Annotated in this window: 31 protein-coding genes; 20 read left to right on the forward strand and 11 right to left on the reverse strand. The window is 58.3% G+C overall.

Features of this window, described 5'->3' with window-relative positions; translation table 11 throughout:
* The first annotated feature begins 8 nt into the window (after positions 1-8).
* From IG629_RS01940 to IG629_RS01950, 3 genes are all read left to right on the forward strand, one after another.
* The gene (locus IG629_RS01940; RefSeq protein ID WP_193170304.1) at positions 9-1013 is read left to right on the forward strand and encodes a flagellin N-terminal helical domain-containing protein; all 1005 of its coding nucleotides are present in this window, start codon (positions 9-11) and stop codon (positions 1011-1013) included.
* 190 nt (positions 1014-1203) lie between these two features.
* Positions 1204-1593 (forward strand): hypothetical protein, encoded by a 390-nt coding sequence (locus IG629_RS01945; RefSeq protein ID WP_193170305.1) that lies wholly within the window; start codon positions 1204-1206, stop codon positions 1591-1593.
* Between the two features lie 186 nt (positions 1594-1779).
* Positions 1780-2742, forward strand: a complete 963-nt coding sequence (locus tag IG629_RS01950) for a tetratricopeptide repeat protein (RefSeq protein ID WP_193170306.1) — start codon at positions 1780-1782, stop codon at positions 2740-2742.
* A gap of 55 nt (positions 2743-2797) precedes the next feature.
* Here IG629_RS01950 and IG629_RS01955 read toward each other — a convergent pair whose 3' ends face one another.
* From IG629_RS01955 to IG629_RS01965, 3 genes are read right to left on the reverse strand one after another with little or no spacing between them, the layout of a single operon-like run.
* Positions 2798-3244, reverse strand: a complete 447-nt coding sequence (locus tag IG629_RS01955; protein ID WP_193170307.1) for a hypothetical protein — start codon at positions 3242-3244, stop codon at positions 2798-2800.
* A gap of 1 nt (position 3245) precedes the next feature.
* Complete coding sequence (locus IG629_RS01960; RefSeq protein WP_193170308.1) at positions 3246-3581, reverse strand: rod-binding protein; 336 nt, start codon at positions 3579-3581, stop codon at positions 3246-3248.
* An 11-nt stretch (positions 3582-3592) separates the two neighbouring features.
* On the reverse strand, positions 3593-4750 hold the full coding sequence (locus IG629_RS01965; protein WP_193170309.1) for a flagellar basal body P-ring protein FlgI: 1158 nt from the start codon (positions 4748-4750) through the stop codon (positions 3593-3595).
* A 223-nt stretch (positions 4751-4973) separates the two neighbouring features.
* Between IG629_RS01965 and IG629_RS01970 the strand changes: the two genes are divergently transcribed.
* Together IG629_RS01970 and dksA are read left to right on the forward strand one after the other, a co-directional pair.
* Positions 4974-5396, forward strand: a complete 423-nt coding sequence (locus IG629_RS01970; RefSeq protein ID WP_193170310.1) for a flagellar assembly protein FliX — start codon at positions 4974-4976, stop codon at positions 5394-5396.
* Positions 5397-5572: 176 nt separating this feature from the next.
* The gene (dksA, locus tag IG629_RS01975) at positions 5573-5989 is read left to right on the forward strand and encodes an RNA polymerase-binding protein DksA (RefSeq protein WP_193170311.1); all 417 of its coding nucleotides are present in this window, start codon (positions 5573-5575) and stop codon (positions 5987-5989) included.
* A gap of 129 nt (positions 5990-6118) precedes the next feature.
* Here the strand turns inward: dksA and flgH are convergent, their stop codons facing one another.
* Genes flgH through flgF form a run of 4 tightly spaced genes read right to left on the reverse strand, consistent with a single transcriptional unit; the run spans position 6119 to position 9466 of the window.
* Positions 6119-6883, reverse strand: a complete 765-nt coding sequence (flgH, locus tag IG629_RS01980) for a flagellar basal body L-ring protein FlgH (RefSeq protein WP_193170312.1) — start codon at positions 6881-6883, stop codon at positions 6119-6121.
* Positions 6884-6909: 26 nt separating this feature from the next.
* The gene (gene flgA / locus IG629_RS01985) at positions 6910-7896 is read right to left on the reverse strand and encodes a flagellar basal body P-ring formation chaperone FlgA (RefSeq protein ID WP_193170313.1); all 987 of its coding nucleotides are present in this window, start codon (positions 7894-7896) and stop codon (positions 6910-6912) included.
* 34 nt (positions 7897-7930) lie between these two features.
* On the reverse strand, positions 7931-8716 hold the full coding sequence (flgG, locus tag IG629_RS01990) for a flagellar basal-body rod protein FlgG (protein WP_193170314.1): 786 nt from the start codon (positions 8714-8716) through the stop codon (positions 7931-7933).
* Positions 8717-8740: 24 nt separating this feature from the next.
* Positions 8741-9466, reverse strand: a complete 726-nt coding sequence (gene flgF, locus IG629_RS01995) for a flagellar basal-body rod protein FlgF (protein WP_193170315.1) — start codon at positions 9464-9466, stop codon at positions 8741-8743.
* A gap of 449 nt (positions 9467-9915) precedes the next feature.
* Here flgF and IG629_RS02000 point away from each other — a divergent pair, with 449 nt between their 5' ends.
* The 9 genes from IG629_RS02000 to IG629_RS02040 all read left to right on the forward strand — a co-directional run bounded on the left by IG629_RS02000 (position 9916) and on the right by IG629_RS02040 (position 19149).
* Positions 9916-10455 carry a flagellar basal body-associated FliL family protein gene (locus tag IG629_RS02000; RefSeq protein ID WP_193170316.1) on the forward strand — a complete coding sequence of 180 codons (540 nt, stop codon included), beginning with the start codon at positions 9916-9918 and terminating at the stop codon, positions 10453-10455.
* A 9-nt stretch (positions 10456-10464) separates the two neighbouring features.
* Positions 10465-11505 carry a flagellar motor switch protein FliM gene (gene fliM, locus IG629_RS02005; protein WP_193170317.1) on the forward strand — a complete coding sequence of 347 codons (1041 nt, stop codon included), beginning with the start codon at positions 10465-10467 and terminating at the stop codon, positions 11503-11505.
* Positions 11506-11514: 9 nt separating this feature from the next.
* Complete coding sequence (locus IG629_RS02010; RefSeq protein ID WP_193170318.1) at positions 11515-12066, forward strand: DUF6468 domain-containing protein; 552 nt, start codon at positions 11515-11517, stop codon at positions 12064-12066.
* Positions 12066-12929, forward strand: a complete 864-nt coding sequence (locus IG629_RS02015; RefSeq protein WP_193170319.1) for a MotE family protein — start codon at positions 12066-12068, stop codon at positions 12927-12929. The genes IG629_RS02010 and IG629_RS02015 overlap by 1 nt, the downstream gene beginning before the upstream one ends.
* A 189-nt stretch (positions 12930-13118) precedes the next feature.
* Positions 13119-13508, forward strand: coding sequence for a response regulator (locus tag IG629_RS02020; protein ID WP_028464636.1), 390 nt, complete (start codon positions 13119-13121; stop codon positions 13506-13508).
* Positions 13509-13553: 45 nt separating this feature from the next.
* Positions 13554-14024 carry a protein phosphatase CheZ gene (locus tag IG629_RS02025; protein ID WP_193170320.1) on the forward strand — a complete coding sequence of 157 codons (471 nt, stop codon included), beginning with the start codon at positions 13554-13556 and terminating at the stop codon, positions 14022-14024.
* A 3-nt stretch (positions 14025-14027) separates the two neighbouring features.
* Positions 14028-14672, forward strand: a complete 645-nt coding sequence (locus tag IG629_RS02030; protein ID WP_193170321.1) for a hypothetical protein — start codon at positions 14028-14030, stop codon at positions 14670-14672.
* Positions 14669-15394: an OmpA/MotB family protein gene (locus tag IG629_RS02035; RefSeq protein WP_226886381.1), complete on the forward strand. Its 726-nt coding sequence runs from the start codon at positions 14669-14671 to the stop codon at positions 15392-15394. The genes IG629_RS02030 and IG629_RS02035 overlap by 4 nt, the downstream gene beginning before the upstream one ends.
* On the forward strand, positions 15391-19149 hold the full coding sequence (locus IG629_RS02040) for a tetratricopeptide repeat protein (RefSeq protein WP_193170322.1): 3759 nt from the start codon (positions 15391-15393) through the stop codon (positions 19147-19149). Before IG629_RS02035 ends, IG629_RS02040 begins: the two co-directional genes overlap by 4 nt.
* A 42-nt stretch (positions 19150-19191) precedes the next feature.
* On the opposite strand, the gene fliP is transcribed toward IG629_RS02040, so the two are convergent.
* The 4 genes from fliP to IG629_RS02060 form a co-directional block, all read right to left on the reverse strand.
* Positions 19192-19968 carry a flagellar type III secretion system pore protein FliP gene (gene fliP, locus IG629_RS02045; protein ID WP_193170323.1) on the reverse strand — a complete coding sequence of 259 codons (777 nt, stop codon included), beginning with the start codon at positions 19966-19968 and terminating at the stop codon, positions 19192-19194.
* Positions 19965-20312, reverse strand: coding sequence for a FliO/MopB family protein (locus IG629_RS02050; RefSeq protein ID WP_193170324.1), 348 nt, complete (start codon positions 20310-20312; stop codon positions 19965-19967). The genes fliP and IG629_RS02050 overlap by 4 nt, the downstream gene beginning before the upstream one ends.
* A 133-nt stretch (positions 20313-20445) precedes the next feature.
* Positions 20446-20772: a hypothetical protein gene (locus tag IG629_RS02055; protein ID WP_193170325.1), complete on the reverse strand. Its 327-nt coding sequence runs from the start codon at positions 20770-20772 to the stop codon at positions 20446-20448.
* Positions 20769-21137 carry an EscU/YscU/HrcU family type III secretion system export apparatus switch protein gene (locus tag IG629_RS02060; RefSeq protein WP_319024991.1) on the reverse strand — a complete coding sequence of 123 codons (369 nt, stop codon included), beginning with the start codon at positions 21135-21137 and terminating at the stop codon, positions 20769-20771. Before IG629_RS02060 ends, IG629_RS02055 begins: the two co-directional genes overlap by 4 nt.
* 164 nt (positions 21138-21301) lie before the next feature.
* Between IG629_RS02060 and flgB the strand changes: the two genes are divergently transcribed.
* From flgB to flhB, 6 genes are all read left to right on the forward strand, one after another.
* Positions 21302-21715, forward strand: coding sequence for a flagellar basal body rod protein FlgB (gene flgB / locus IG629_RS02065; protein WP_193170327.1), 414 nt, complete (start codon positions 21302-21304; stop codon positions 21713-21715).
* Positions 21716-21761: 46 nt separating this feature from the next.
* Positions 21762-22172 carry a flagellar basal body rod protein FlgC gene (flgC, locus tag IG629_RS02070; RefSeq protein WP_193170328.1) on the forward strand — a complete coding sequence of 137 codons (411 nt, stop codon included), beginning with the start codon at positions 21762-21764 and terminating at the stop codon, positions 22170-22172.
* A gap of 69 nt (positions 22173-22241) precedes the next feature.
* Positions 22242-22547, forward strand: coding sequence for a flagellar hook-basal body complex protein FliE (locus tag IG629_RS02075; RefSeq protein WP_193170329.1), 306 nt, complete (start codon positions 22242-22244; stop codon positions 22545-22547).
* A gap of 93 nt (positions 22548-22640) precedes the next feature.
* A complete protein-coding gene (fliQ, locus tag IG629_RS02080) occupies positions 22641-22907 on the forward strand; it encodes a flagellar biosynthesis protein FliQ (protein WP_193170330.1) in 267 nt (88 codons plus the stop codon).
* 15 nt (positions 22908-22922) lie between these two features.
* The gene (gene fliR, locus IG629_RS02085; RefSeq protein WP_193170331.1) at positions 22923-23687 is read left to right on the forward strand and encodes a flagellar biosynthetic protein FliR; all 765 of its coding nucleotides are present in this window, start codon (positions 22923-22925) and stop codon (positions 23685-23687) included.
* Positions 23688-23744: 57 nt separating this feature from the next.
* Positions 23745-24824 (forward strand): flagellar biosynthesis protein FlhB, encoded by a 1080-nt coding sequence (gene flhB / locus IG629_RS02090; RefSeq protein ID WP_193170332.1) that lies wholly within the window; start codon positions 23745-23747, stop codon positions 24822-24824.
* The last annotated feature ends 50 nt before the right edge of the window (positions 24825-24874 follow it).

Genomic DNA, 24874 nt, shown 5'->3' on the forward strand with positions numbered 1-24874 from the left:
GTGAGACGATGCGTGTCGCCACCCTGACAATGTCACTACGGGCACAGAACACGGTCCTGAACCTTCAGAACCAGTTCTCGCGTGCGCAGGAGCAGGTCTCGACCGGGAAGATCTCACAGATCTACAGTGGACTGAGAGGTGATGAAGCACGTGTCTCGATCCAGCTTCGTGAGGAGATCCAGACCAAGGAGGCCTACGTCAGCACCATCGAGCAGGTGCGGACGCGGACCAAGATCATGGAAGCGGCTCTGACCGGAATACAGGATCTTGCCGAGCAAATGCGGGTTGAGCTGATCAATCAGCAGGAAGGCAAGTTCGACGATACGGCCCCGGTGCTGAAGCAGTTTGCGGATTCCGCCATTGATCAGCTCGTGAGCCTTCTGAACACCCAGTCCGAGGGGCGGTATCTGTTCAATGGAACGGATGTGTCGAATCAGCCTGTGGATGATGCCGCAACTCTGAAAACAGCGGCCTTTGCAGCAATCCCGGCGCTTGCTGTCGGTAACTCGGCAGCCGTCATCGCGGCGTCGGCTACCAATTTTGGGACAGATGCAAACTGGAACAATGTTGCAGGACTTATACCCGGGCAGACTAAACCGTTTGCCTTCGATGCGGCGGAAGGCGTGCGCCTGGAATTTGGTGAGCTCGCCAACGACAATGCAACCTTCGAGGAACTCTTTGAGGTTTTGGCAACATTCGCCGACGTTGATTTCGCCGCGGGTCTCGATAATGATTATCGTGCCCTGGTTGACGACGGTTTGACACGGGTTGAGGCAGCGGCCGATGAGATTGGCTTGATGATAGCGTCGGTTGGTACGACTCAGGCACGTATGACGGACATAGAATCACAGCATAAAGATGACAACACCTTGCTTTCGAATCAGCTTGATGGTGTTGAAAACGTTGACCCTTATGAAGCGGCGGCAGAATTTCAGTTGCTTCAGGGGCAGCTCCAGGCTGCCTATCAGACGACGGCATCCCTGCGGCAGCTCTCACTGGCTAATTACATATAAATTCGTAGGTAAATATGTAGAAATTATTTTTTCTAACTTGTTGAAGCGTATAAGTTTATGCTCGCCGAGCGTAATTTTCATAAATTGCGCCATGAATTGCGAATGACTCGACATTCTTGTTGTCGGGTGTTATATACATTTGAAGTTGCCGACAAAAGGCAGGTTAATTTACTCCAGAATGGAGATGGTCATGGTCGAGATCCTTTCCGGGGCGACCGCCGCACAGTCAGTTGCGAAAACCGTCCCGTTGCCATCGCTGCAGGCGCCAATTTCTGATTCTGCCAGCGTCCCCAAGAATGCGTCTTCCGATTTTTACCTGAGCCCGGTGATCAGATTCGACCCGGAAGCTCTAGCTGTGATTTTTGAACTTCGTGACAGTCGCTCAGGCGAGGTGACGAAGCAATTTCCGCCAGAGCATGTCGTTCGAGAACTCCAGAAAAGCGCCGGTCTTGTGCAGGAGCCTGTTGAAGCTTCTGAGCAAACTCCAGGCAGCGGTGGGGATACCGATGCGAGTGCTGTGGGAAATAGCGAGTCGTCTCCAAATGGCGGTGCGGATCAGGAAGTTGACGTTCTGATCTGAGTTGGGTCGGCAGCCTTGAGTAGAGGCTGCAACGAATTTTGTTCTGGTTAAAAAGGGCGAGGACCGCAGGTCCGGCGCCCTTGTTTCATGTCTGGGCTGCATTTTTCTGGATGGATGCAGAGTAATTGATGTAGGGGCGGTTCCGAAAATTCCCCTATTGATCCAACTATGTTACGAATTGACAGGATGGACTTGAGTATTCCGATGGAGGGTTCCGGCGTGGGTGATGAAGACGCGATCAATGAGCTGCTGAAGCGCGGTATCAGCCATCATGAAGCAGACGAAGTCGTTGAGGCGCGCAATATCTATGTCGAGATCCTGGAACGGGATCCGCAGAATCATAAAGCGCTGGATCTTGCTGGTTTGCTCTGCATGCAGTGCGACGAGCTCGATGCCGCGGCAGATTTTTTCACCTCCGCTATAGAGCTCGACCCGGAATCCGGCCGATATCTCTGCCACGCCGGCACACTTGAATTGCACCGGGGTAATTTTGGGCCGGCAACCGAATTGCTCAAGAAGGCGATTGCCAACGATCCTGAAATCAGTGAGTCGTTTCTCTCGCTTGCTTTGGTCTATCGCGCGCAGAAAAAAATCGGCGATGCGATTTCTGTGATTGAAGACGGTCTTTCCCACGACCCGGACAATAGCCGGCTTCTGACCTGGCGCGGTGTTCTTGAGATTGATCGGGAAGATCTGCCGAGCGCTGCCGAGTTCCTGCATCGGGCAATCGATGCTGACAATGAGAATATCGAGGCGATGGTGACGCTCGGTAATGTCATGATGGAGCTTGATGAACTGGATATCGCGGAGCGCTGCTACGTTTCCGTTAAGGAGCGCGTGCCGGGAGATATCGGGACGCGGTGCCGTCTCTCTGTTCTGCTTAAACGTTTGGGTAAGCGCGACGAAGCGGTCACAGAGCTAGAGGCGGCTTTCGCGGAGGCGCCTGCGGAAAGCGACAGCTTCAATGAAATGGCTCTGTTGTTCGAATCTCTTGGAAACGACGACGATGCCATCGTTGCAGCCGAACGGGCGGTTGCGCTGGATGCCGGCAACGTAGCAAGCTTTGAATTGCTCGCGCGGCTCCATGGCAAGGCAGGAAACGAGGAAGCGGCAAAAGATGCCGAAGACAGGGCGTCAGCCCTTTCCTGACAGCTCGATCGATCTGAAGGCGCCTCATTGAGCGTGGCGTGTGAGCACTCTTCGATTATAGGCTTTTACTGACTGCTGCCATCGGCTGGGCCAATGGTGTGTAAGCCGCGTAGCCGGTCCGGGTTTTTCCGAATGTCGGAGCATCGGCATCGATGCCGCGCTGCTTGCGGACGGATTCCATGATCAGTGACACAACCCGTTCTGCGGCATCGTGGCTGGAGCGTAGCGCGAGCATATTGTCCGACAGAGTGCAGCGGAAGCGCTGATAGAGTTCCCGCAATTCTGTCCGATCCCCATCCGGTACATCATCCAGCACTTCCGGATGCGCGCGTACCGCGGTCTGATGCTTGTCGAAGGCGAGGGACAGTTGACGCTTGCGGGCCTGGAGTTTGTCCAGTGTCTTGAACTCGCGCTTCTTCAGCAAAACGGTCTCTTCATTCAAGAGCTTCATCAACCCGATCATGCTCTCTCGGAAAGCCTCGACGATGGAATGATCAGGCATTTCAACGTACCTCCTGCAAAGAGATCAACTGGCGTTCGATGTTGTCGGCAAGGCCGATGCCGCCGGTGCCGGCCATTTGTTTGCCGTACTCGTCGACCAGCAGGTCACGATAGATGTTCTCGGCCTGGCCGCCGCCGAACATTGGGTTGCTTTCCATACCCTTGAACATGTGACCGAGCATCTGGCTGATGAAGATGCCTTCGAAATCCTCGGCGGCACTGCGGATTTCCGTTTTGTCACCACCAGCGGCCTGCAGCTTTTGCACTGCGGCGTTCGTGCGGGCAGTTTGAGCCTGGGCGCTTGCGGCGGCGGAGTCGGCGAGGGATGTGGTTTGCATCATTCGGCTCCTTAAAGAACTTCGATTTCGGCTTGCAGGGCGCCTGCGGCCTTGATCGCCTGCAGGATCGAGATCAGGTCACGCGGGCCAATACCGAGGGCGTTGAGCCCGTCCACCAATTCCTGGAGGGTCACGCTCTGGGCGAGGACGGAAAGCTGCTTGTCCTCATCCTGATCGATCTCGATCTGGGTCCGCGGGACAGTGACGGTCTCGCCGGTCTGCGCGAACGGCTGAGGCTGCGACACCTGCGGTGTTTCCGTGATCCGGATCGTCAGGTTGCCCTGGGCGATAGCGACCGTGCTGATCCGCACATTCTCGCCCATCACGATGATGCCCGTCGTCTCGTTGATCACCACCTTGGCGGCAATGTCCGGGGTCACCCGCAATTGCTCCACATCCGTGATCAGGGCAACGGCGTTCCCACGGTAGTTTTCAGGAACGATCATGCGTACTGAGGCCAGATCGTTCGCCTGGGAGATCGGCAAGCCGATAAAGGCGTTGATTGCCTGGGAGATCCGTCGTGCCGTCGTGAAATCAGGATTTTTAAGGGCGATGGTGACGGTTTCCATGGATGCCATGGAGAACGCGATTTCCCGTTCGATGATTGCACCGTTGGCGATCCGGCCGTTGGTCGGGACGCCCTGGACAACGCTCTGTCCATCGCCTGCGGCAGAAATTGCCCCGGTCGCGACCGGTCCCTGGGCCACGGCATAGACCTCTCCGTCTGCGCCGACCAACGGGGTCACCAGCAAGGTGCCGCCCAACAGGTCCTCGGCATCGCCGATGGCGGAAATGGAGACGTCAATACGGCTGCCTTGTTTGGAGAAGGGTGGGAGGGTCGCGGTTACCATAACGGCGGCGACATTGTCGGTATCGAGGTTGTCGTCGCGGGCATTGACGCCGAGACGTTCCAACATGCCGACCAGACTTTCTCGGGTGAAGATCGCGCTATCGAGCGCGTCGCCGGTGCCGTTCAGGCCAACCACGAGGCCGTAGCCGACGAGGATGTTCTCCCGGACGCCTTCAAAATCGACGATATCCTTGATGCGAGTCTGGCCATGCGCATGCTGCGTCGGCGCGGCGATCATCAGCGCGACCAAGGCGAGAAGGCCAAGGGTCGAGCTTATAAAAAGCGATGAGCGGGTCTTTTTGTTTTCTTGCGGCCGCATCTCTATCGGTTCCTCGTGTTCTCTTGGAGTCGTTTCGCGGACCCCAGTCGACGAAGGTTATGCGAATACCGTGCCAGTTATTGCATCGGTAAGCTCCGGGATTTCAGCCATACCGCTTCCGGAGCCTTCCGAGCGTTGAATAGGCGGAAAATCGTAAGGCTTTATTCGCTATGACGGTGTCTTGCCGATAGTGTATGACTCCGGAATAGGTAGGGTTTGCACTATGAAAATAGATCCATCACGTCGTGTCAGTACCCCGGCCACCCGAAAAACCTCAAAGTCGGGCAGCGCAGGCGGGACACAATTTTCCGGTCTGCTTGACGGGACTCAGGAAAGTGCGTCCGCGCAAGGCTCCGGTCCCGCGATGTCGGTCGACGGGTTGCTCGCCGTCCAGGAGACAAATCCGGATGGTCGCGGTCGGGGGAAGCAGGGGGCGGAGCGCGGAGAAGATCTGTTGGGCCGGCTTGAACGGATTCGCGACGGTCTTCTTATGGGGGCCATCCCCGAATCCGAATTGCGCGCCCTTGCGACCAGTATCACCACAACGCGGGAGCGGAGTTTTACCGATCCCCGGCTGGGTGAAATACTGGATGAAATCGAGCTCCGGGCACGGGTCGAACTCGCAAAACTCGGCACTTTTTTGTGAGTTGTAGGTTTGGTTCCAAGTTTTTTATTTAATTTCAATCGTTTGCGCGCATCAAACGCGATGCGATTCATCTGTAAACAGAGGGTTGAAAATGAGTCGGCCCCGGACCTATACTCCGGCCGCTCGAAAAGGGCAGAAAGCTTGCCTTTCATTGGCCTTTGTCTTGGAGGACCGGGATGAGCGTCACTTTGCCGCCGGACTATTCGCCGTCGGAAGACGAAGATTTTATGAATTCAAAGCAGCAGGAGTATTTCCGCCAAAAGCTGCTGAGGTGGCGGGCTGAGCTTCTGCATGAAGCGACCGAGACGCTGAGCCACCTGACCCAGGAAAATCTGCAAAAACCGGATATGGCTGATCGCGCCTCGCTTGAGACGGATCACCAGATCGAGTTGCGGACACGGGATCGCGAGCGCAAGCTGATCAGCAAGATCGATGCGGCGTTGCAGCGGATTGAGGACGGCAGCTACGGCTATTGTGAAGAGACGGATGAGCCAATCGGCTTGCGGCGTCTGGAAGCACGGCCGATCGCGACCTTGAGCCTCGAAGCCCAGGAGCGGCATGAGCGCCTGGAGCGGACACACCGCGACGACTGACCATGATACATCTATGAGAATAAAGAAAAGGCCGCTCCCCCGGGAGCGGCCTTTTTAAGTCTGGTTGATAGCGTCGCATGCAGCTCAACCAAAGCCGGGCGGTAAAATTTACCGCCCGGCTCAATCACATCAGAAGGGCATCAATATTTCGAGAGCCTGGGCACCGTAGCGCTGCTGCTGCAGATCGGAGATCTGGCCGCGGCCGCCATAAGCGATTCGGGCTTCCGCCATTTCGTCATAGCTGACGGTATTTTCGGAAGTGATGTCCGCTGCGCGAATCACGCCGCCGACGACGATCTCGCGGACTTCCATGTTAACCCGGACCTCTTGACGCCCGAACAGCACCATATTGCCGTTCGGGAGCTCCTGCGTCACCACGGCGGCGACGCGCAGGCTGATGGTTTCGTTCCGGTCGATCCGGCCACGGCCGTCATTGGTCAGAGAGGAATTCAGATCCACAAGGCCGGCGCCCGTCGTTCCTTCAGCGAAGACGTCGCTCAGCAGGGATTGAGCTCCGAATAATCCATTCAGGTTCAGGCCATCGGAGTGGGTCCGGTCGTGCCGGGTGCGGTTATCGATCGCGGCCTCGTCGGCAATCTCGACAACGACGGTGATGATATCGCCGACCTGGCTGGCGCGCTGATCCTCGAAGAAGGCGCGGGAGCCTTCGACCCAGAGCGAGTTGGCCTGCCGGGTCGCGGTGACCGGCGCCGGCATCGGCATCGAGACCGGCCGGTAGTTTTGTGCCTGGGTCGGATTCTGGATCTCCGAGAGTTCAGGCGTTTTGCCGATGTCTGCAAGGCGCTGGAAGACGTTGCAGGCGCTGACCGACATGCCGATCAAGGCAACGGCTGTGATGCGGGAGAGCAGAGCGGGGAGGGACTTGTTTTTCATTGTTCCGGTTCCTTTGAAAGGAGTTCCTAGTTCATCGCAAGACGCGGGCCGGCGACGGAGACGATGCCGGACTGGGTGATCGAGCCGACAACGGTCTTGCCGCTCGAAAGGTTCTTCACGCGGATCGTGTCCTTGCGAGCGCCGCTTTCGAGGGCCTGACCCCGCAACGTCAGTGTCATGAAGGAGGTTCTGAAGATCATGGTCACCAGATCGCCCTTGTGGATCAATTCGATCGGTTTGACGTCGGTCCGCCGGATCACGCGGCCGGCGCTGATTGGACGGCGGGCGCTCATGCCGACAAGCTGGTCGGCAGAAGTTACCGTGTTGTAGTTGCTGCGGCGGGCACGCATTTCCGTCCAGACGATGTCGCTGGCATGGATCGTCTCGCCGGGAGCGGCATGACGGCTCAGCACGGGAACCTCGATAACCGGATAGACTTCGCCCTGTGCCTGGGCGCGGATGACCTTGCCGTTACCGATCGGCACGGAGATAGAGGCCGCGAAGCGCTGGTTTTGGCTATTGTAGTCGATGGTGTCGACCGAGATTTCCGGCGGCATGTCGGCCGGGATCATCAATGTTAGCCGACGGTTGGTCAGCTCGACATCGATGTTATCGGCAACATAGTCCTGCTGCAGCCGTTCTGCGATGGCTTCCCGGACCAGCTGCAGCGGAACCGCACGGCCTTCGCGTTGGACGGCAACACGGATGCGGTTATGTGGAGGAGTCCAGTCCAGGCCATGGATCGAAGCCAGTTTCCGCAGAGTGCGCAGGCGGACAACCATGTTTTCCCCGGGGGCCGGGGCGTCGCCGACGCGGGCGTCTTTTCCGGCCGGCAGGCCGATGAAAAGATCGCTCAGCATCAACGATTCCCGGTCGAGCATGACGGTCTCGTTCGCAAAGATCGGGACGCCCTTGGTCTCGTTCGCTGTCGCCGCCTGCGGGATGCCGAGGGCAATCCCGAAGAGCGCGGCGGCCATGATGAGCTTCAGTGGCTTCAGCATTTTGCGTGTCATGTCGTTTCTCCCTGGTTTCCGGGGTCAGGCCGCTTTAGCGAACCTGATTGACCGTGGCCATCATCTGATCCGAGGTCTCGATGACCTTCGAATTCAATTCGTAGGCGCGCTGGGCCGTGATCAGGTCGGTAATTTCCTGCACCGGATCCACGTTCGAGGATTCGATGTAGCCCTGGAACAGCCCGCCGAAGCCGTCCGTTTCCGGATTGGCCGTGCTCGGCGCGCCGGAAGCTTCGGTTTCGAGCAGCAGGTTGTTACCGGCATGTTCAAGACCGGCATCGTTCTGGAAGGTCGCGAGCTGGATCTGGCCGACATTCGATTCCGCCGTCTGGCCGTCCAGTTTCACAAGGACCTGACCGGACTGGTTGATGGTCACGCCGACCGCGCCGGCCGGGACGGTGATGCCCGGCTGTACGGTGTAGCCGTCCGCAGTCACCAGAGAGCCGTCTTGGCTCACCTGGAAGGAACCGTCACGGGTATAGGCGGTCTCGCCATCCGGCAACTGGATCTGGAAGTAGCCGTTGCCGCGGATGGCCAGATCAAACTGGTTGTCGGTAAGGATCAGGGAGCCCTGCTCGTTGACCCGGTAGGTAGCGGCCGTACGAACACCGACACCGAGCTGGATACCTGAAGGGACAATCGTGCCCGCATCGGAGGAGTTGGAGCCAACCCGCCGCAGATCTTGATACAGCAGATCCTGGAACTGGGCCCGGTGCCGCTTGAACGCGGTGGTGTTCATGTTGGCGATGTTGTTGGAAATAACCTCGACGTTGGTCTGCTGAGCCAGCATGCCGGTGGAGGCGATGTTCAAAGATTGCATGGTTTTCTTCCTTCTTCCGGCAAATTAAGAGGCTGTAGCGGTGCCGAGTTTACGGACCGAGGTGCGAAGTCTTTCGGCTTCCTGGTCCAGCATGTTTTTCACCGCTTCGTAGCTGCGCTGAATGTCGATCAGTCTCGTCAGTTCCGAAATAGCGGAGACGTTCGAGGTCTCGAGGTGACCCTGGAGCAACTGGGAGCGCTCGGCGGGACGGGGGGCTTCAGTTGTTTCGAAGGTGCTGCCGCCGCGCTTTTGCATGCGCGGCAGGTCATCGAATTCGACGACTTTCAGATTTCCGAGCACTTCCGGGCCGGCGCTGATAGTGCCATCCGGCGAGATCTCGATCTTGCGGCCGTCCTGTGGAATGAAAATCGGGTTGTCGTCCACATCCATGACCAGCTCACCGTTGCCGGTGACCAGCTGATTGTCCGGGTCGAGCTTGAAGTTGCCGTTACGCGTGTACATCTGCTCCCGGCCGTTATCGACCGTGAAGAAGCCGGGGCCTTCGATGGCAATATCGAAAGTGTTCTGTGTCGGCTGAAGTGTGCCGGGCTGATGGATGACGATGGTTCCGTGGTCGATCACGAAGTCCAGCTTCTCGTCCATCTTGGTGTCGGTTTCGTAAGGCGAGTAGAGAGCGATTTCCCGCTTGAAGGCGGTCGTGCTTGAGTTCGCGATGTTGTTGGCGACCAAAGACAGCTCGCGCCGAAGGGCGGATTGCCGGGAGAGCCCGATATAGATCGCATTTTCCATGACGATAATTCCCAACCAGTGTCCAAATCGCCGCGTTCTACGGCCGTCGCCGACAAATAAGCAGGTTTCATGCCAGTTATGGAATTGAGTAAAATCAATGTGTTGGTGGATTAATCGGCGGAGCTGGGTCGCTTGAGGCGGCAAGTCGCGCCGGGATGGAAGCTTTTGCCGGGCGCTGTTTTCGAGTAGATCCTGGCCTTGCTTGAATGGAACTCCAGTCTCACGTGCGCGCGTCTTTAGAGACTGGGTTCGCTCATTTCTCGAAGTTTATGATAAATATGGAGAATTGGCGCGTTATGTGCTTTACTCTTTAGCCATGTCTGGCTTTCCCGATGTTCGGGGCTGCGCGAGTTGTTTAATTCGCACGCCGGTCGGGTCAGGCTGGTTGCGCTTTGCTATATTCAGCCATTTGCTGGCTGTTTTAATGGGCTTGGAACAGGACGGAACGCATGGCCGAGGAAGGCGAAGTCGTTGAGGACAGCGGTGAAGCGGGTGAGGAAGAAGCCAGCCGAAAGCTAAGTCCCAAGAAAATCATCCTGTTCGTATTGCTGCCTCTGCTGCTCCTTGTAGGTGCGGGTGCGGGTGCGGCGATCATGCTTGGCATGCTCGGCGGCGAGGAGCCGCCTCCCGAAGTCGAAGCTGGGGCAGAGCCACAGGAGGTCGTGGAAGAAAAGTCTTCTGCTCAGGCGATCTTCTTTGAAGTTCCGGACCTTATCGTTAATCTCAATACGAGCGGCCGTAAAACGGCATTCCTGAAGATCAAAATCGCGTTGGAAGTCAGCGATCCAGCCGATGTGGATGTCGTAAATCAGAACTTGCCGCGTATCGTGGACAACTTTCAGGTATATTTACGTGAACTCCGCGTGGACGACCTGCAAGGATCAGCCGGCATGTATCGTCTGCGTGAGGAATTGCTCCGGCGTGTGAACCTGGCGGTTCGCCCGGCGCGGGTGAAGGATGTGCTGTTTAAGGAAATGCTGGTTCAGTGAGGAATTCGCATGGCCGATGATGATCTCGCCGCCGAGTGGGAGGCGATGGGTGAAGACGACGAGGACGATGATGTTGGTGGCGGCAGTGGTACTGGCGCCCGGGTCCTAAACCAGGACGAAATCGACTCTCTCCTTGGATTTGACGAAGGCGCCGGCGGCGACGGGGATACCTCGGGTATTCAGGCCATCGTCAATTCGGCTCTGGTCTCCTACGAACGTCTTCCGATGCTTGAGGTCGTGTTCGACCGTCTCGTTCGGATGATGTCGACAAGCCTGCGTAACTTTACGTCCGACAACGTCGAGGTCTCGCTCGACAACATCACATCCATCCGCTTCGGCGATTACCTGAACTCGATTCCGCTCCCGGCAATGCTGAGTGTGTTCAAGGCGGAGGAGTGGGACAACTATGGTCTGCTCGTCGTCGATTCGGCGCTGATCTATTCCATCGTCGACGTGTTGCTCGGCGGTCGCCGGGGCACGGCGGCCATGCGAATTGAAGGCCGTCCTTACACCACGATCGAACGTAACCTGGTCGAGCGCATGGTCACGGTCGTGCTGAGCGATCTGTCTGCCGCGTTCGATCCGTTGAGCCCGGTGACATTCCGGTTTGACCGCCTGGAAACAAATCCGCGATTCGCCACCATTGCGCGCCCTGCGAACGCTGCAGTGCTGGCACGGCTCCGTATCGACATGGAAGATCGCGGCGGGCGCCTCGAACTGATGCTTCCCTACGCCACACTGGAGCCGGTCCGTGAGCTGCTGCTGCAGATGTTCATGGGTGAGAAATTCGGTCGTGACTCGATTTGGGAAACCCACTTGGCGAACGAGCTGTGGGCAACGGATATCGAGCTTGAAGCGGTGCTGGACCAAGTCGTTCTGTCGCTTAACGATGTCTTGAACTGGGAACCCGGTACGAAGCTGCAGCTGAATGCCAGCCCGAAATCCACGATCGACATGCGATGCGGTGAAGTCCCCCTGTTCGTCGGGAGCATGGGCCAGCGCAACGGCAACATCGCGGTCAAGATCAAGCAGAAGCTGCGAAAGATGTAGGCGGGCCGCATGTCAGAAACGATCCTGCCCCTGATCCTGGATGGCCTTCTGGTCGTGCTGTTACTGGCGACCATCGTCTACGCGATGATCCTGAACCGTAAACTCAATCGTCTGCGCGGCAATCACGATGAGATGGAAGTCTTTGTCGACAAGCTGAACGTGGCCTGCGCGCGGGCGGAATCTGCAACAGCAGGCCTGCGCAATGCCGGGGAGAACGGCAAGGCTGTGTTCAGGGAATCGGCATCAAAGGCTGAAGCACTGCGCGATGAGCTTGCTTTCCTGGTCGAGCGTGCCGATATCGTAGCAGGGCGCCTTGCAACTGCGAGTGAAGGCACCAAAGTTGTTCCTAAGGAAACCCAGGCTCAGGTTGCCGCGACAAAGACCGAGCCAGCGAGGAAGCCAGGATCGAAGCGCCCTGCACCAGCGGCCCGGCGTGGGCAGGATGCCGGACGGGCGCAGGAACCGGCACGGGCTGGCCGGGCAGCACCAGCCGATGACGCGGGGTCGCCCCGTTCGGAAGCCGAGGAAGAACTGCTTAAAGCACTGAGGAACGCGCGCTGATGGCATATGACAGGCAGGGACGGAAAGCTGCGGTAAAGCCGGAAGAGGCAGAGCAGACGGCAACACCGAATGCCGCGCGTGTCCAGGGTGGGCAGGCGGTCAAGGGCAAAGCGCCTGCACGGCGTGCGGCGGGTAAGAAATCGTCGGCTGCCCGGGACCAACGTCAGGCTGGCGCCCCGCGGAAGCCGGCACGTCGCTCCGGTGCTTTTATCCGTGTTCTCCCAGTTGTCGTCGTCGTTTCCCTGTTCCTTATGGGGGTCAAGGTCGTCGGCATCTGGGACGTTTTGGAAAACGGGAAGTCGCCGGTCAGTGTTGCGGCTTTCGCCGAGGCGGACAGCCCGGCCCCGACTTCAGCAAATGCGGGAAGTGGCGCCGAGCCGGAACAACTGGCTCAGGCGACGGAGCCTGCGAAAAGCGACGACGGAGACAAACCGCTCGACCCCGTTCTCTTCACGCGCTCCGAAATCGAGTTGCTGCAGGATCTGTCGAAACGGCGCAAGGAACTGGATGCCCGGGAGCAGACCGTGATCCAGAAAGAGGGCCTGCTGACCGCGGCAGAAGACAGAATCGATAAGAAGATTGTCGAACTGCAGAAGGTCCGGACGGAAATCGAAGGGCTGATCAAGACCTACGACGAGCAGGAAGAAAAAGAGATCAAGAGCCTCGTGCAGATTTACGAGAAAATGAAGCCGAAGGATGCGGCACGAATTTTCGACGAATTGGACATGAGCATCCTGCTTCGGGTTTTTGATCGGATGAAGGCATCTAAGTCCGCATCCGTGCTCGCCAATATGCGGCCGCAAAAAGCCAAGGAAGTGACGTCGCGAATCGCCGAGCGCAGGACTATCCCCAATACCAATTGATTGTATCGCGTGCATTGTGCGCTCGCGAACGCAGAATTAGTCTTTGCTTGCCCGAGACCTGCAATTCGCAGTATTCCATCGGTATATCAGGCATTAACGACCTTTTAATAGGATCGCTGTTAGTGTCTGGGCGTTGGTTAATCGAAAGCCGGACGGGATCCGGCCCTGAATGAAAATGGAGAGGTGCCGATGGCTGTCGACAAGGGCATGAGGGTTCTCATTGTCGATGATTACAAGACAATGCTGCGTATTATTCGGAACCTTCTTAAGCAGCTTGGTTTCAACAATGTGGACGAAGCAAGCGATGGCAGTGCTGCCTTGCAGATGCTGCGTCGCGGCGACGAATACGGTCTTGTGATTTCCGACTGGAATATGGAGCCGATGACGGGTCTCCAACTGCTCAAGGAAGTACGGGCAGACTCCAAATTGAAAAGCACTCCGTTCATCATGGTCACTGCTGAGAGCAAGACCGAGAACGTTGTGGCTGCAAAGCAGGCCGGCGTGAACAATTACATTGTGAAGCCGTTCAATGCAGAGACGCTGAAGACAAAGATGACCGCGGTTATCGGAGCTTTCTGATAGCTGTTCCTCTCTGGGACCGGTTACAGCGCGGGGGAGTTGTCTATGACTGAAAACGGAATCCGCGAGGATCTGTTGCCGGAAGCAGCGCGGGAACTTGATGCAATGGCCTCGGTTGCCGAAGAGGCAGCCGAGCGAATCCTGACAGCCGTCGAAAAGATCGACGAGTTGCGGGAAGGCATGCCGGAAGCGGTTTCCGAGGCTGTTGGTGAGGCCATTATCGAGATTTTCGAAGCCTGCGGTTTCCAGGATCTAACCGGTCAGAGAGTTGGCCGAATCCACAAAACCCTCGACGGTGTTGCGGATCGGGTTGAAGCGGTAATGGCCCATACGGGGCACGGTCACGGCGATGCTTCATCCGAGGCGAAAAGAAATCGTGACAAACACCCGGAAAATGTAGAAAAATCAGGCAGTGAACCGTTCTCAGAAGAGGGTTTGTTGAACGGTCCTCAGCTGCCTTCCGATGCGAAGTCCCAGGAAGAAATTGATGCGCTGATGGACCAACTCAACAAGTAGTCTATGGCCCAAGGCGAAGACAAGGCGCGTGGTGCAAGCCAGCTCGGCAGCTTGCCGCTGTTTCTGAGTCTGTTTTTGCTCCTTCTCGCGTTCTTCATTTTTCTCAACTCGATCTCCACCCGTCAGACGGGCAAGAGCGAAGACGTGCTCGATAGCGTGCGCTCGAGTTTTGCGTCTGTGCTGCGTGGCGGCACTGGTGCAGGTGTCTTCGAGGGCGAGCCCGGAAAAGTCGACGACAAGGGGCTGCGGGACGAGTTGCTCGAAGCGTTTGACCCGCTGCTGAGCGAGACCACGATTGCCCGGGAACGATCGGGAAACCCCTTTTACGTCGACTTCAAATCGGCACGCCTGTTCGAGGGTGACCGGGTCGATCCCGTCTTTGAATTTCGCGATTTTTCAAAGCGTGTATCCGCTGTATTAGCCTCAAAAACAGCGCGCGATGGAGCCGAGTTCCGCTTCTGGTTCAACGTTCCCGCAGCTGGCGCCAAAATGCTTCTGGCGCGGCAGAGAGCGGCCCGGCTCGCCGAAATCATGATCGCATCGGGGACATCCCGAGCAAATGTTTCCATCGGATTTCGCGAGTTGCCGCGCCCGGATACAGTCCGTTTTGCCGTCCATCTCGGTGCTGAAAGGAACGGGGCTCCATGAGGGGGGGGACGGCAAGGCGAAACGGCCGCGGAAACAAGCCGGGCGGCACATGGATGGTGACATTCGTCGACCTGGTATCGCTTTTGCTCGCGTTTTTCGTGCTGTTGTTTTCCATGACCTCGCCGGATGCGCCACAGTGGGAATCTTTCACGGCATCCCTACGGTCGACATTCTCGGCCGATTCGGCAAAACGGTCACGCGAGGCACTGATGCCGGAAAGTGTCGAGGCCGAGGATCCGGGGCCGGGTTTCGACCTCGGTTATCTGCGGCGGCTTCTTGAAGCGGCCATGTCCCGGGATGCAATTTTGCAGAACGCGACTATTACTGCGAAGGACGGGCGGCTCGTTCTGTCCATGGCGAGCGATGTATTCTTCCAACCGGGAGCCGCGACGATGCAGCCCTCTGGCGAGGAAGCGCTTTTCGATCTTGCGGTCGCCTTGTCCGAGATCGACAACCGGATCGACATTGTCGGCCACACCGACCCCCGGCCGTTCACGTCTTCGTCCGGATCTTTTCACTCGAACTGGGACCTGTCACTTGCCCGGGCTCTGTCAGTTGCCGACACGCTCCAGCGCTTCGGGTATCGTAAGCCGGTAGAGGTCAGAGGCGCCGCTGACGGAAAGTTCGGAGAGATTGACACATCATTGCCGCTCGAAGACCGATATCGCAGGGCACGGCGGGTAGATCTCGTGATTTATCACGAGAGGGACCGGCGAGGATGATTCTGCAGCTCGCAAATACTGAACGACTGCGGCTGGCTTCCGCAGGAGCCGGGATGCGGGCTGTCGCGATCCGCACCATTGCCGCGCTATGCCTGGTGATCGTGACATTGGCTTCGGCCGGTGCTCAGAACGTCGGTATTTCAAGCGGAAGCGCGAACGGCGTCGATAGCCTCCGGTTCGACTGGCCGGCGCGGGTCGGCTACGAGGCCCAGAAATTCGGAAACACTCTGGCCATCGTGTTCAATCGCCCGGTCGCAGCCGATTTCGGCCCGGTGGCGAACGGTGTCGGGAATTTTGTCTCCGGGGTAAGCCTCGATAGCGACAATCGTACGGTGCTGATCGATCTCGCTGGTAATCCGCGGTTCCGCTCAAGGCGAGTAGGGACATCGGTTGTCCTGGAATTTTTCGATCGTAATGCTCCGGCGCCGGCTACGACAGCGGCGCCTGCTCCGGCGGAGAAAGCGACGGCAGCTCCGGCACCGGCTCCTCCCGTTCGTGCTCCCGCTCCGGCAGCCGCACCTGCCCAGAACGCCCCACCTGCGGCGCTTCCGAGACCGCCGAACGTGCCTGAATTGTCCGTGCGGACCGGAACGCATGAAAACTTTTATCGCTTCGTTTTCGACTGGACGAAGCAAACGCCTTATACCGTTTCGGAACATCCGGACCGCGCTGTTATCCGGTTCGAAGGCCCGGCCTGGATCAATGACGACGAGGTCCGGCGGTTCATCCCGGAGCGATTCAAGAATTTCAGTTCGGCTCCTGGCGGTAACGCGATCGACGTAACGATCCCGCTGCAGGCGCGTGCAGGCGTGCGGCATTTCACCAGCGGGACGCGGGTCGTTCTGGATGTGGTGGCGGGCGGTGAGCCGAGCAGGACGGGAGTGTCCTCATCCACAGAGCCGGCGGTGCCGACGCCTCGTGCTGCGCCGGTAGAGCCGGTGCAGGCAGCGGTGCCGGAAAGCCAGGCGACTGATTCCGCAAAAGAGGTCGCGGCACAGTTCGGGCTGCAGCCGCAGGCCGGGGGGGCGTCCGTGCCGCCGGCATCAGCGGTCCCGGCTCCGGCAACGGTACCAGCACCAGCACCCGCACCAGCAGCAGGCACTGCGCCTCAGGCCGGCGCAACGGAAAGCCCTGTACCTGCCCCAGCCGCCGGGGTCGAGCAGCAAGCCGCCGCCTCGGCTCCTGCCGAGCCGTCCGCGGCCGGAACAGGCGCGGAAACGCCGGCGCCGGGCCGCTCGCCCGAGATCGAGCCCGAAGCTTTCGGGACCGCGACTCGGCTTCAGGATATTGATCTCAAGACTCTGATGCAGAGTGGCGAATCTCTCGTCTCCAGCCTCAGTGCCGGAAACCAGGGGGTGATCGAAGGTCCTGTCATTCCGGTCACCGCATCGCAGGACAACAACATCGTCTCGGTTCGTTTTGAATGGACCCAGCCTGTTGCCGCCGCCGTTTTCGCCCGGGCCGGGTATGTGTGGGTCGTTTTCGGAGCTCCTGCACGCTTTGATCTGACGAGCCTCAACAGTGCCGACTATCAGTTGTTTGGCGAAAAAGTTCAGGTACCGGTTAATGGGGGCTCGGCCGTCCGGTTCCCCACCGTTGAAGGGGTGAACCCCAGGGTCTGGCGTGACAATGCCGTCTGGATCGTCGATTTCCGGCCGCAGAACAGCCGGCCGGACGTGCCTGTGCGGGTTGAAACACAGCTCGTCAGCGCGCAGGGACCTCGCGTTTTCATTCCGCTCGAAAGTCATGGCTCGACCGTCATTATCAGGGACCCGGAGATCGGCGATCAGTTGTTTGTCGTACCGGTCGCGTCCCTCAGCCGCGGTGTCGACGGCCTGCGGCAGTTCACCGAATTCAACCTTCTGAATTCGGCGCAAGGCGTGGTTGTTCAGCCTCTGGCCGATGATGTCACCATCCGCTCGCTGCCAGATGGCGTGGCCATCACCAAGCTTGGGGGAATGACGATCTCGCGTAACGTTCAGCAATCGACGGACGATCAGGTTGCACAGCGTATTGACGGATTGCCGCCAGGGCTCGCGCCCGGCCGGATATTCGATTTCAGCAATTGGCGGAAGGGCGGCACGGACAAGTTCCTGCAGGAAAAGCAGGCGATCCAGAGGCGGATCTCGGAGGCGACCAGTATCGCGCGCAGCGGTCCCCGTCTGGAACTGGCCCATTTTTACTTCGCGCACGGCCTTTCCGCGGAAGCGATGGGGTTGCTTCGCACAATCGAGGTCGAGGATGAGGATCTTTCCCGCCGACCGGACGTAAAAGCCTTGCGTGGTGCGGCCCAGTTCATGCTGGGGCGTTACAAGGAAGCGGAAGAAGACCTGATGGACCGCAATCTCAGCGGCCTGTCAGAAGCCGAGCTCTGGCGCGGTGCGACGAAGGCTTCGCAGGGCCGCTGGCCGGAAGCTGTCGAGCATTTTGCCCGTGCCGGTGAAATACCGGGCGGATATCCGAGAAATATCGCGACGCAAATGGCGTTGCTGGCGGCCGAGGCGGCTATCCGTGCCGGCGATTATCGTGGCGCGGGCGCTTTTATTGATGTTGTCGCGGAAGGTCAGCCGACGCAGGGCGAGCAGGCCCGCCTCAATTATCTGCGGGGTCGGGTGCTTTACGCATCGGGTGATGTTGACACGGCGCTGGATTATTGGCGCCGCTTGTCCCAGGGACTGGATCGTTGGTCGCGGGTCCGTGCCGAGCGGGCGCTCATCGAACATGGAATGAGGGCTGGCCAGATCAGCCGCCCCGACGCAATCGCCGGGCTCGAGAGCCTGCGATACACGTGGCGCGGGGATCAGGTGGAGTTCGATCTTCTGCGGGAACTGGGCAAGCTCTATCTGGAAGAAAATGAGTATGTCGACGGGCTGAACGCGCTGCGCGAAGCGGTGACCTTCTTCCCGGAAAATCTCTACGCGGAGCAGGTCGCGGAAGAGATGACGGATTCCTTCAGCCGGATCTTCACAGAGGGCGACTCTGACAAGATGACGCCGATCCAGGCCCTGTCCCTGTATGATCAATTCCGGGAGCTGACCCCTGTTGGCGGTCGTGGAGACGAGATTATTCAAAGGCTGGCTGACCGTCTGGTTCAGGTCGATCTGCTTGATCGTGCATCCATCCTGCTGGAACGGCAGGTGAAATTCCGGCTGCAGGGCGGAGACAAGGCACGTGTCGGTGCCAGGCTCGCTCTGATCCGTCTGTTGGACCGGAGGCCGGAAGAAGCGCTGGCCGCTCTGGATGAAAGTGTTGCCCCGGGCATGGGGGCTGATCTGGCTCTGGAGCGCAAGCGTCTCCGCGCCCGTGCCGAGTTCGAGTTGGGGGATGCGGACGGAGCCTTAAGGCTGCTTGCCCGCGATCAGAGCCGGGATGCCGATTTGTTGCGCGCCGATATTTTCTGGCGGACCCAGCGTTGGGCCCAGGCTGCCGAGGTTTTCCAGCGTCTGGTCGGACGGTCGGGACAGGATGGACGCCGGATCGACGACCGCGCGGCGACTCTGATCCTGAACTGGGCTGTATCTTTGTCGCTCAGTAGTAATCTTGAGCAGTTGAGCCGGGTCAGGCAGATCTTCACCCAGCAGATGGACAACACGCCCTTCCGCGAAGCTTTCCGGCTGATTACCAATAAGACCGAGGGAGATCTCGATGATTTCCGGACACTGGCGGACCGGTTTGGAGAGATCGGCCGGTTCCAGGCTTTCCTGACGTCCTATCGGGACCGTCTCAAGGACAAGCCGTTGAGTGCGACAAACTAGGTCCGGGCAGTACGAGGTGTTGCCTGTATGCCCGCGGCCTGGCTAAGAGGCGCCGAAGCTGCGGACAAGACTTCCTGCGATCAGATACCAGCCATCCACCAGAACGAAGAAGATCAGCTTGAAGGGCAGGGAGACGATGACCGGCGGCACCATCATCATGCCCATGGACATCAGGATCGATGCCACGACCATGTCGATGATGACAAACGGCAGGTAGATCAGGAAGCCGATCTCGAAGGCACGTCGGAGTTCGCTGATCATGAAGGCGGGCACCAGCACTTTCAGTGGCGCGTTGGCGCCAACTTCGGCCGGGCCGACCTGACCGATATCCTCGAAGAGCTGCAGGTCCTTGTCCCGCACCTGACCGAGCATGAATACGCGGAAAGGCTCAGCCGTGCGTTCGAAGGCTTCAAACTCGTCTATCCGTTCCTCAATCAGCGGAGAGATCCCGTCTTCCCACGCTTTTTCAAGTGTCGGCGCCATGATGAAGCCCGTCAAAAACAGGGCGAGGCTGATCATCACGATGTTCGGCGGCGATTGCTGGGTGCCAAGGGCGGTTCGCAGCAGGGAGAAGACGATGACGAGCCGGGTGAAGGACGTGACTGTTACCAGAAGGCCGGGCGCAAGGGAGAGCAGTGTAATTGCGCCAACGAGCTGGATCAGGCGCGCCGTGGTCGAGCCTCCGGGCTCACCGATATCGAGGGTCAGGGTCTGCGCCACGGCATCCGGGGCGACAATCAGACCGGTCAGGGCAATGCATGCGGCGCCCGCAAACCAGCTCCAATGTGGCCAGCGGCGGGTGAAAAGGGCCTGTCTCATGCCTGTTCTCCCGTTTCCTTGGGCTCGTCGGTGGCGGGCTCGGCAGCGGCGCCGGCAGCTTTCAAGGCGGATTGAAAGCTGCTTGTACCAGTGCTGGAGTCGATAAGCAGGTCGTTGTTTGGGCCGAGCAGCAGCAAATGCTCGCGTTCATCGCAGCGAACAAGCATCACGCGGCGCCGCGGATCGAGAGAAATCTGACCGGTCACGGAGAGACGCCCAGCGGCGTGGGGACGCACGATACCAAGCCGCCCCGCATAGCGCCGGGCAACCCAATAGACGACGCCGATCAAGCCGATCGTAAAGGCGAAGCCGAGGAAAAACCGTACGTAAATATCGAAACCCATGGTGAAAGCATTTCACAAGGTGTCACGGATGGGAACCGGCAAGCCGATGTCGGCGATGCGAAGTAACGGAGAGCTGTCGGGAGAAGCCGGGCAGGGCCGGAAATCAAGGCTGTTTGTGTGGATGCGATTAGGCCTATCGGCGTCCTTTGCTGCCATAGGCAGCCGCAGCCTTCCTGCGCAAGTTCGCGGAATCGGACGAAGGCGGTTCTTCAGCCGCCTTTTGGGCCATTGCCTCCGACAGTAGTTCAAGCAGCCCAATGACGTGCTTCATTTCCGGAGCGAGAGCGTGAGCTTCTTTCGAAGGCAGGTCCGGGATAGCGGTACAAACCGATGCGACATCCGCTTCAAGGCCGGTTAGCGCGCCGGAGATGGTCGACGACGGTTCCTGTAGTGCGGCCTCCAGGCGTGCACGGATCGAGGCCAGACGTTTCTCCGGGCTTTCAGGATTGGCGGCTGTCATTTCTGCTCCTCGACGCGGACCCGTTCGTTGGCGCGATATACATAGGTAAGGATCTCGGCCACTGCTGCGAAGGCTTCAACCGGAATTTCGCAATCCACTTCAACCGCCGCGAGGATCTGGGCCAGGTCGGGGTCTTTCCGCACCTTTACATCGTTTTCGAAAGCAAGGCGCAGGATCTTTTCCGCTAGCTCTCCATAGCCCTTGGCGATCACCCGCGGTGCGTCTTCAGTTCCGTCATCGTGATTGAGAGCGATTGCAATCTGGCGGTTTTTTGACGCGTTGGCCTCACGGCGGGCCTTGGCCGCACGCCGCTCCATCGCCGCGCGCTGCCCCTCCCGGTCTGGGAGGGCTTCTGCGTCGGACACCGAAATTCCTGTCAGGTCTCGCGTACGGTCTGTCATCTGGACAAGTATATGCGAGCACACGCCCAGGCCAAACAAGCCAATCTTGGCACGATGTTTGCTTTTATCGTTGCGAGAGCCGTGAAGGTTCTCAGGGTTTAACGAAAAGTGCGCGAGCGAGAGTCGATATGTCGATCACCAATCTGACACTGATGAACATGGCACAGCACAAGCTGAACTGGCTTTCCGAACGCCAGTCCGTGTTGGCGCAGAACATCGCGAATGCCGACTCTCCGAGCTACCGGTCGCAGGATCTTACGCCGATCAATTTCAAGCGTGAGGTTGAGCAGGGGCTCAAGCTTCCCGTCGCGGTAACGGAAGGCAACCACATGACCGGAACCACACCGCGCAACGATTTCCGTATCGACAAGACGGGATACAAGGAAGTTTACGAAGCGAGCCCGAACGGTAACGGCGTTGTTTTGGAAGAGCAGATGATCGCCGTGCAGGACACCAAGCTGCAGTACGATCTCGCGCTGAATCTCTACAACAAGCAGATCGGCATGTTCCGCACTGCACTCGGTGGCGGCGCTGGCAGGTAAGCAGGCCCCCCAGTAAAAACAGACGTGGACAGGAAAGGATCAAGTCATGGATCTCAATTCTGCGATCAAGATTTCCGCATCCGGTATGCGGACCCAGGGCACCCGGCTCAGGGTCATTTCCGAAAACGTGGCCAACGCGGATTCGCTCGGTTCGGTCAAGGGCGTGGACCCTTACCGCCGCAAAACCATCGTCTTCGAGAATTATGTCAACCGGGAGGACGATGCCGAAATGGTCCGTGTCGCGAAGATCGGCCGGGACGATTCGGCGTTCAAGCTGGCCTACGAGCCGTTTCATCCCCTGGCCGACGAAGATGGATATGTGCGCCGGCCGAATGTGAACAGCCTGATTGAAATGATGGACATGCGGGAAGCGCAACGCAGCTACGAGGCCAACCTTTCCTCGATCGAGATGGCGCGCAGCATGCTGCAGCGGACGGTCGATCTATTGCGCGGCTAAGAGACCGGCCGGGCTGGAAAACGCACCTGATTCCGCGTAATATCGGATCAAATCGAAATGGAGATATCCATGGTAGGTAATATCGGAAATGCGCTCGGGGCAGCTGGAATCGGCAAGGTTCCGGGAGCCGACGATACGAAATCCGCCGGCACGGTCGGGACGGATTTCTCCAGCTTCGTGAAGCAGGCGGCACAGGATGCGGTCGGTGTCATGGAGTCCGGTGAGCAGATGTCCATGAAGGGTATTGCCGGCGAGGCGGATCTGACCGACGTGGTGCAGGCGGTGAACAGCGCAGATATTACGCTGCGGACAATCGTCACCCTGCGGGATCGCATGGTTCAGGCCTATCAGGAAGTTATCCGCATGCCAGTTTGATGGCGCTTGCGGTTCCTTTTAGGGTCATAATCGGTTGGTCATGAATTGCCCGGCAGGAATTGCCGGGCTGCACATGTTTGCCGGGATGAGATCATGAATGAAGCTGATGCCATCGAGATCGGTCGCGAGGCCGTTATCACAATGCTGACAATGTCGACGCCAATCATGTTGCTCGGCCTTGCCATCGGTTTGATGATTTCCCTGTTCCAGGCCCTGACCCAGTTGCAGGAAATGACACTGGTGTTCGTGCCGAAGATTATCATCGTGTTCGGCGGACTGATTTTCTTCCTGCCATTCATGCTGAACACGATCAGTGCCTTCATGCAGTCCATCGCTGACAAAATCATATCGCTCGGCTAGGGCAGGCGCAGGTTCATGCCTCTCGAGGATTTCCTCCCGACCCAGGTCTATATAATTCTGCTGGTGTTAAGCCGGTTGGGCGCGACGATGATGCTCATCCCGGGGATAGGCGAAACCTTTGTTCCCGTCCGCTACCGGCTGACCCTGGCAATCGGGCTGAGCCTCGTTGTCGCTCCCCTGATCGGAGACAAAATCCCGTTGGCGCCGAGCGCGCCGGAGCTGGTGCGTCTGCTTTTTCTTGAAATGATCGTCGGCCTCTATTTCGGGATTGTCGCTCGTATCCTGCTGTTGACGATGGATACCGCCGGACAGATCATCGCCATGAATGCTGGCCTTGCGAATGCGCAGATCTTTAACCCTGCCATCGCCACGCAAGGCTCGTTGCCCGGCTTTTTCCTGCTTAATATCGCGACCCTGCTTCTGCTGATCACGGATCTGCATCATTTGCTGATCCGTGCCTTGATTGACAGCTACTCCCTGTTTCCTCCGGGGGAGCCGCTTCCCATCGCGGATTTTGCCGATGCGATTTCGACGATTATCTCGAACAGCTTCCAGCTTGCGGTCCAGCTTTCCTCGCCATTCATTGTGTTGGGATTGCTTTTCTATCTGGTGATGGGGGTCATGGCGCGTCTGATGCCTCAATTGCAGATCTTTTTCGTCGCACTGCCGATCCAGGTGGTGATGGGGCTGGTTGTTCTTTCTTTGGTTCTGAGTGGGGCCATGCTGGTCTTTTTGGAGTATTATGGCGCGAATATCGGGAGTTACGTGATCCCGACCTAGTGTGTGTGGCGCTGCGGCAATGGGATTGCGGCAGCCGGGGCGATCGGAGCCGGTGGCATGGCCGACCAGGACGATGCAGATAAGTCAGAAGAACCGTCTGCGCGAAAACTTTCCCAGGCACGGGAGAAAGGCAATACCCTCAGTTCCAAGGAGGTGAATAATTTCGCCGTCCTTTTGGGGGCGACGTTGATCGTGGGGCTGATCGGGCCTTATTTGCTGACGGATATGAGCCGCGCACTGCTGTTTTTCATCGAGCGTCCCGACCGTGTCGACATGAGCGCCGTCGGACCGGTCCTTTACGATACGCTGCTCAATGTGGGGATCGCTGTCGCGCCTGCATTGGGCCTTCTTGTCGTTCTGGCGGCTGGAGGAATTCTCGTACAGATCGGCTGGCTGATTGCTCCGTCAGCGATCGAACCGAAGCTTGAGAAAATCTCACCGATCGCCGGTGCAAAACGTCTGTTCAGCTTGAAATCGGTCGTTGAGCTGCTCAAGGGCATCGTCAAGATGGTTCTGGTCGGCTTCGTCGCCTATCTGATCGTCTCTCCGGAATTCTCGCGCGTCGAGCTCATGGTGCAGATGGACATCACGGAACTGCTCAATGAAACCCATTGGGTGGCGATCAAGCTGTTCGTCGGCGTGCTGGCGATCATGGGTGTGTTGGCGACCGTAGACTACCTCTATCAGCGCTATGAGTTCATGAAGCAGCAGCGCATGTCCAAGCAGGAAGTGAAGGACGAGCACAAGCAGACCGAAGGCGATCCGCATGTTAAGGCGCGGCTTCGCCAGCTTCGTGCGGAGCGGGCGCGCACGCGGATGATCGCAGAGGTGCCCAATGCAACGGTTGTGGTCACGAACCCGACCCACTTTGCCGTGGCGCTGAAATACGAAATGGACGAAATGGCCGCGCCAAGGGTTGTTGCCAAGGGCGTGGATGCCGTTGCTTTGAAGATCCGGGAAGTCGCGACTGAGAACGATGTTCCGATGGTCGAAAACCGGCCATTGGCGCGGGCGCTGTTCGACAATGCCGAAATAGACGAGGAAATCCCGGAAGAGTATTTCAAGGCGGTGGCCGAGGTCATCAGCTATGTCTTCAAGATGAACAAATCGAACGTGCCCGCGAACATCTCTCTATAAATCAGAAAAAGACGGGGGCGGAGGGCTCGTGTAAATGTCCCGCCCCTTGG

Source organism: Nisaea nitritireducens, assembly GCF_014904795.1.
Lineage (GTDB): Bacteria > Pseudomonadota > Alphaproteobacteria > Thalassobaculales > Thalassobaculaceae > Nisaea > Nisaea nitritireducens.

Excerpts from the sequence above, each read along its gene's own strand:
- flgG (WP_193170314.1), bottom strand. The coding sequence starts at position 8,716 with ATGCAATCTTTGAACATCGCCTCCACCGGCATGCTGGCTCAGCAGACC.
- flhB (WP_193170332.1), top strand. The coding sequence starts at position 23,745 with ATGGCCGACCAGGACGATGCAGATAAGTCAGAAGAACCGTCTGCGCGA.
- IG629_RS02035 (WP_226886381.1), top strand. The coding sequence starts at position 14,669 with ATGAGGGGGGGGACGGCAAGGCGAAACGGCCGCGGAAACAAGCCGGGC.
- dksA (WP_193170311.1), top strand. The coding sequence starts at position 5,573 with ATGAGCGTCACTTTGCCGCCGGACTATTCGCCGTCGGAAGACGAAGAT.
- IG629_RS02020 (WP_028464636.1), top strand. The coding sequence starts at position 13,119 with ATGGCTGTCGACAAGGGCATGAGGGTTCTCATTGTCGATGATTACAAG.
- fliP (WP_193170323.1), bottom strand. The coding sequence starts at position 19,968 with ATGAGACAGGCCCTTTTCACCCGCCGCTGGCCACATTGGAGCTGGTTT.
- IG629_RS01960 (WP_193170308.1), bottom strand. The coding sequence starts at position 3,581 with ATGCAAACCACATCCCTCGCCGACTCCGCCGCCGCAAGCGCCCAGGCT.
- flgC (WP_193170328.1), top strand. The coding sequence starts at position 21,762 with ATGGATCTCAATTCTGCGATCAAGATTTCCGCATCCGGTATGCGGACC.
- IG629_RS01965 (WP_193170309.1), bottom strand. The coding sequence starts at position 4,750 with ATGCGGCCGCAAGAAAACAAAAAGACCCGCTCATCGCTTTTTATAAGC.
- IG629_RS02025 (WP_193170320.1), top strand. The coding sequence starts at position 13,554 with ATGACTGAAAACGGAATCCGCGAGGATCTGTTGCCGGAAGCAGCGCGG.
- IG629_RS01970 (WP_193170310.1), top strand. The coding sequence starts at position 4,974 with ATGAAAATAGATCCATCACGTCGTGTCAGTACCCCGGCCACCCGAAAA.
- IG629_RS02055 (WP_193170325.1), bottom strand. The coding sequence starts at position 20,772 with ATGACAGCCGCCAATCCTGAAAGCCCGGAGAAACGTCTGGCCTCGATC.
- IG629_RS02040 (WP_193170322.1), top strand. The coding sequence starts at position 15,391 with ATGATTCTGCAGCTCGCAAATACTGAACGACTGCGGCTGGCTTCCGCA.
- IG629_RS01940 (WP_193170304.1), top strand. The coding sequence starts at position 9 with ATGCGTGTCGCCACCCTGACAATGTCACTACGGGCACAGAACACGGTC.
- IG629_RS02030 (WP_193170321.1), top strand. The coding sequence starts at position 14,028 with ATGGCCCAAGGCGAAGACAAGGCGCGTGGTGCAAGCCAGCTCGGCAGC.
- IG629_RS02010 (WP_193170318.1), top strand. The coding sequence starts at position 11,515 with ATGTCAGAAACGATCCTGCCCCTGATCCTGGATGGCCTTCTGGTCGTG.
- flgB (WP_193170327.1), top strand. The coding sequence starts at position 21,302 with ATGTCGATCACCAATCTGACACTGATGAACATGGCACAGCACAAGCTG.
- IG629_RS02050 (WP_193170324.1), bottom strand. The coding sequence starts at position 20,312 with ATGGGTTTCGATATTTACGTACGGTTTTTCCTCGGCTTCGCCTTTACG.
- IG629_RS02000 (WP_193170316.1), top strand. The coding sequence starts at position 9,916 with ATGGCCGAGGAAGGCGAAGTCGTTGAGGACAGCGGTGAAGCGGGTGAG.
- fliR (WP_193170331.1), top strand. The coding sequence starts at position 22,923 with ATGCCTCTCGAGGATTTCCTCCCGACCCAGGTCTATATAATTCTGCTG.
- flgF (WP_193170315.1), bottom strand. The coding sequence starts at position 9,466 with ATGGAAAATGCGATCTATATCGGGCTCTCCCGGCAATCCGCCCTTCGG.
- fliM (WP_193170317.1), top strand. The coding sequence starts at position 10,465 with ATGGCCGATGATGATCTCGCCGCCGAGTGGGAGGCGATGGGTGAAGAC.
- flgA (WP_193170313.1), bottom strand. The coding sequence starts at position 7,896 with ATGACACGCAAAATGCTGAAGCCACTGAAGCTCATCATGGCCGCCGCG.
- IG629_RS02075 (WP_193170329.1), top strand. The coding sequence starts at position 22,242 with ATGGTAGGTAATATCGGAAATGCGCTCGGGGCAGCTGGAATCGGCAAG.
- fliQ (WP_193170330.1), top strand. The coding sequence starts at position 22,641 with ATGAATGAAGCTGATGCCATCGAGATCGGTCGCGAGGCCGTTATCACA.
- IG629_RS01950 (WP_193170306.1), top strand. The coding sequence starts at position 1,780 with ATGGACTTGAGTATTCCGATGGAGGGTTCCGGCGTGGGTGATGAAGAC.
- IG629_RS01945 (WP_193170305.1), top strand. The coding sequence starts at position 1,204 with ATGGTCGAGATCCTTTCCGGGGCGACCGCCGCACAGTCAGTTGCGAAA.
- IG629_RS02015 (WP_193170319.1), top strand. The coding sequence starts at position 12,066 with ATGGCATATGACAGGCAGGGACGGAAAGCTGCGGTAAAGCCGGAAGAG.
- flgH (WP_193170312.1), bottom strand. The coding sequence starts at position 6,883 with ATGAAAAACAAGTCCCTCCCCGCTCTGCTCTCCCGCATCACAGCCGTT.
- IG629_RS01955 (WP_193170307.1), bottom strand. The coding sequence starts at position 3,244 with ATGCCTGATCATTCCATCGTCGAGGCTTTCCGAGAGAGCATGATCGGG.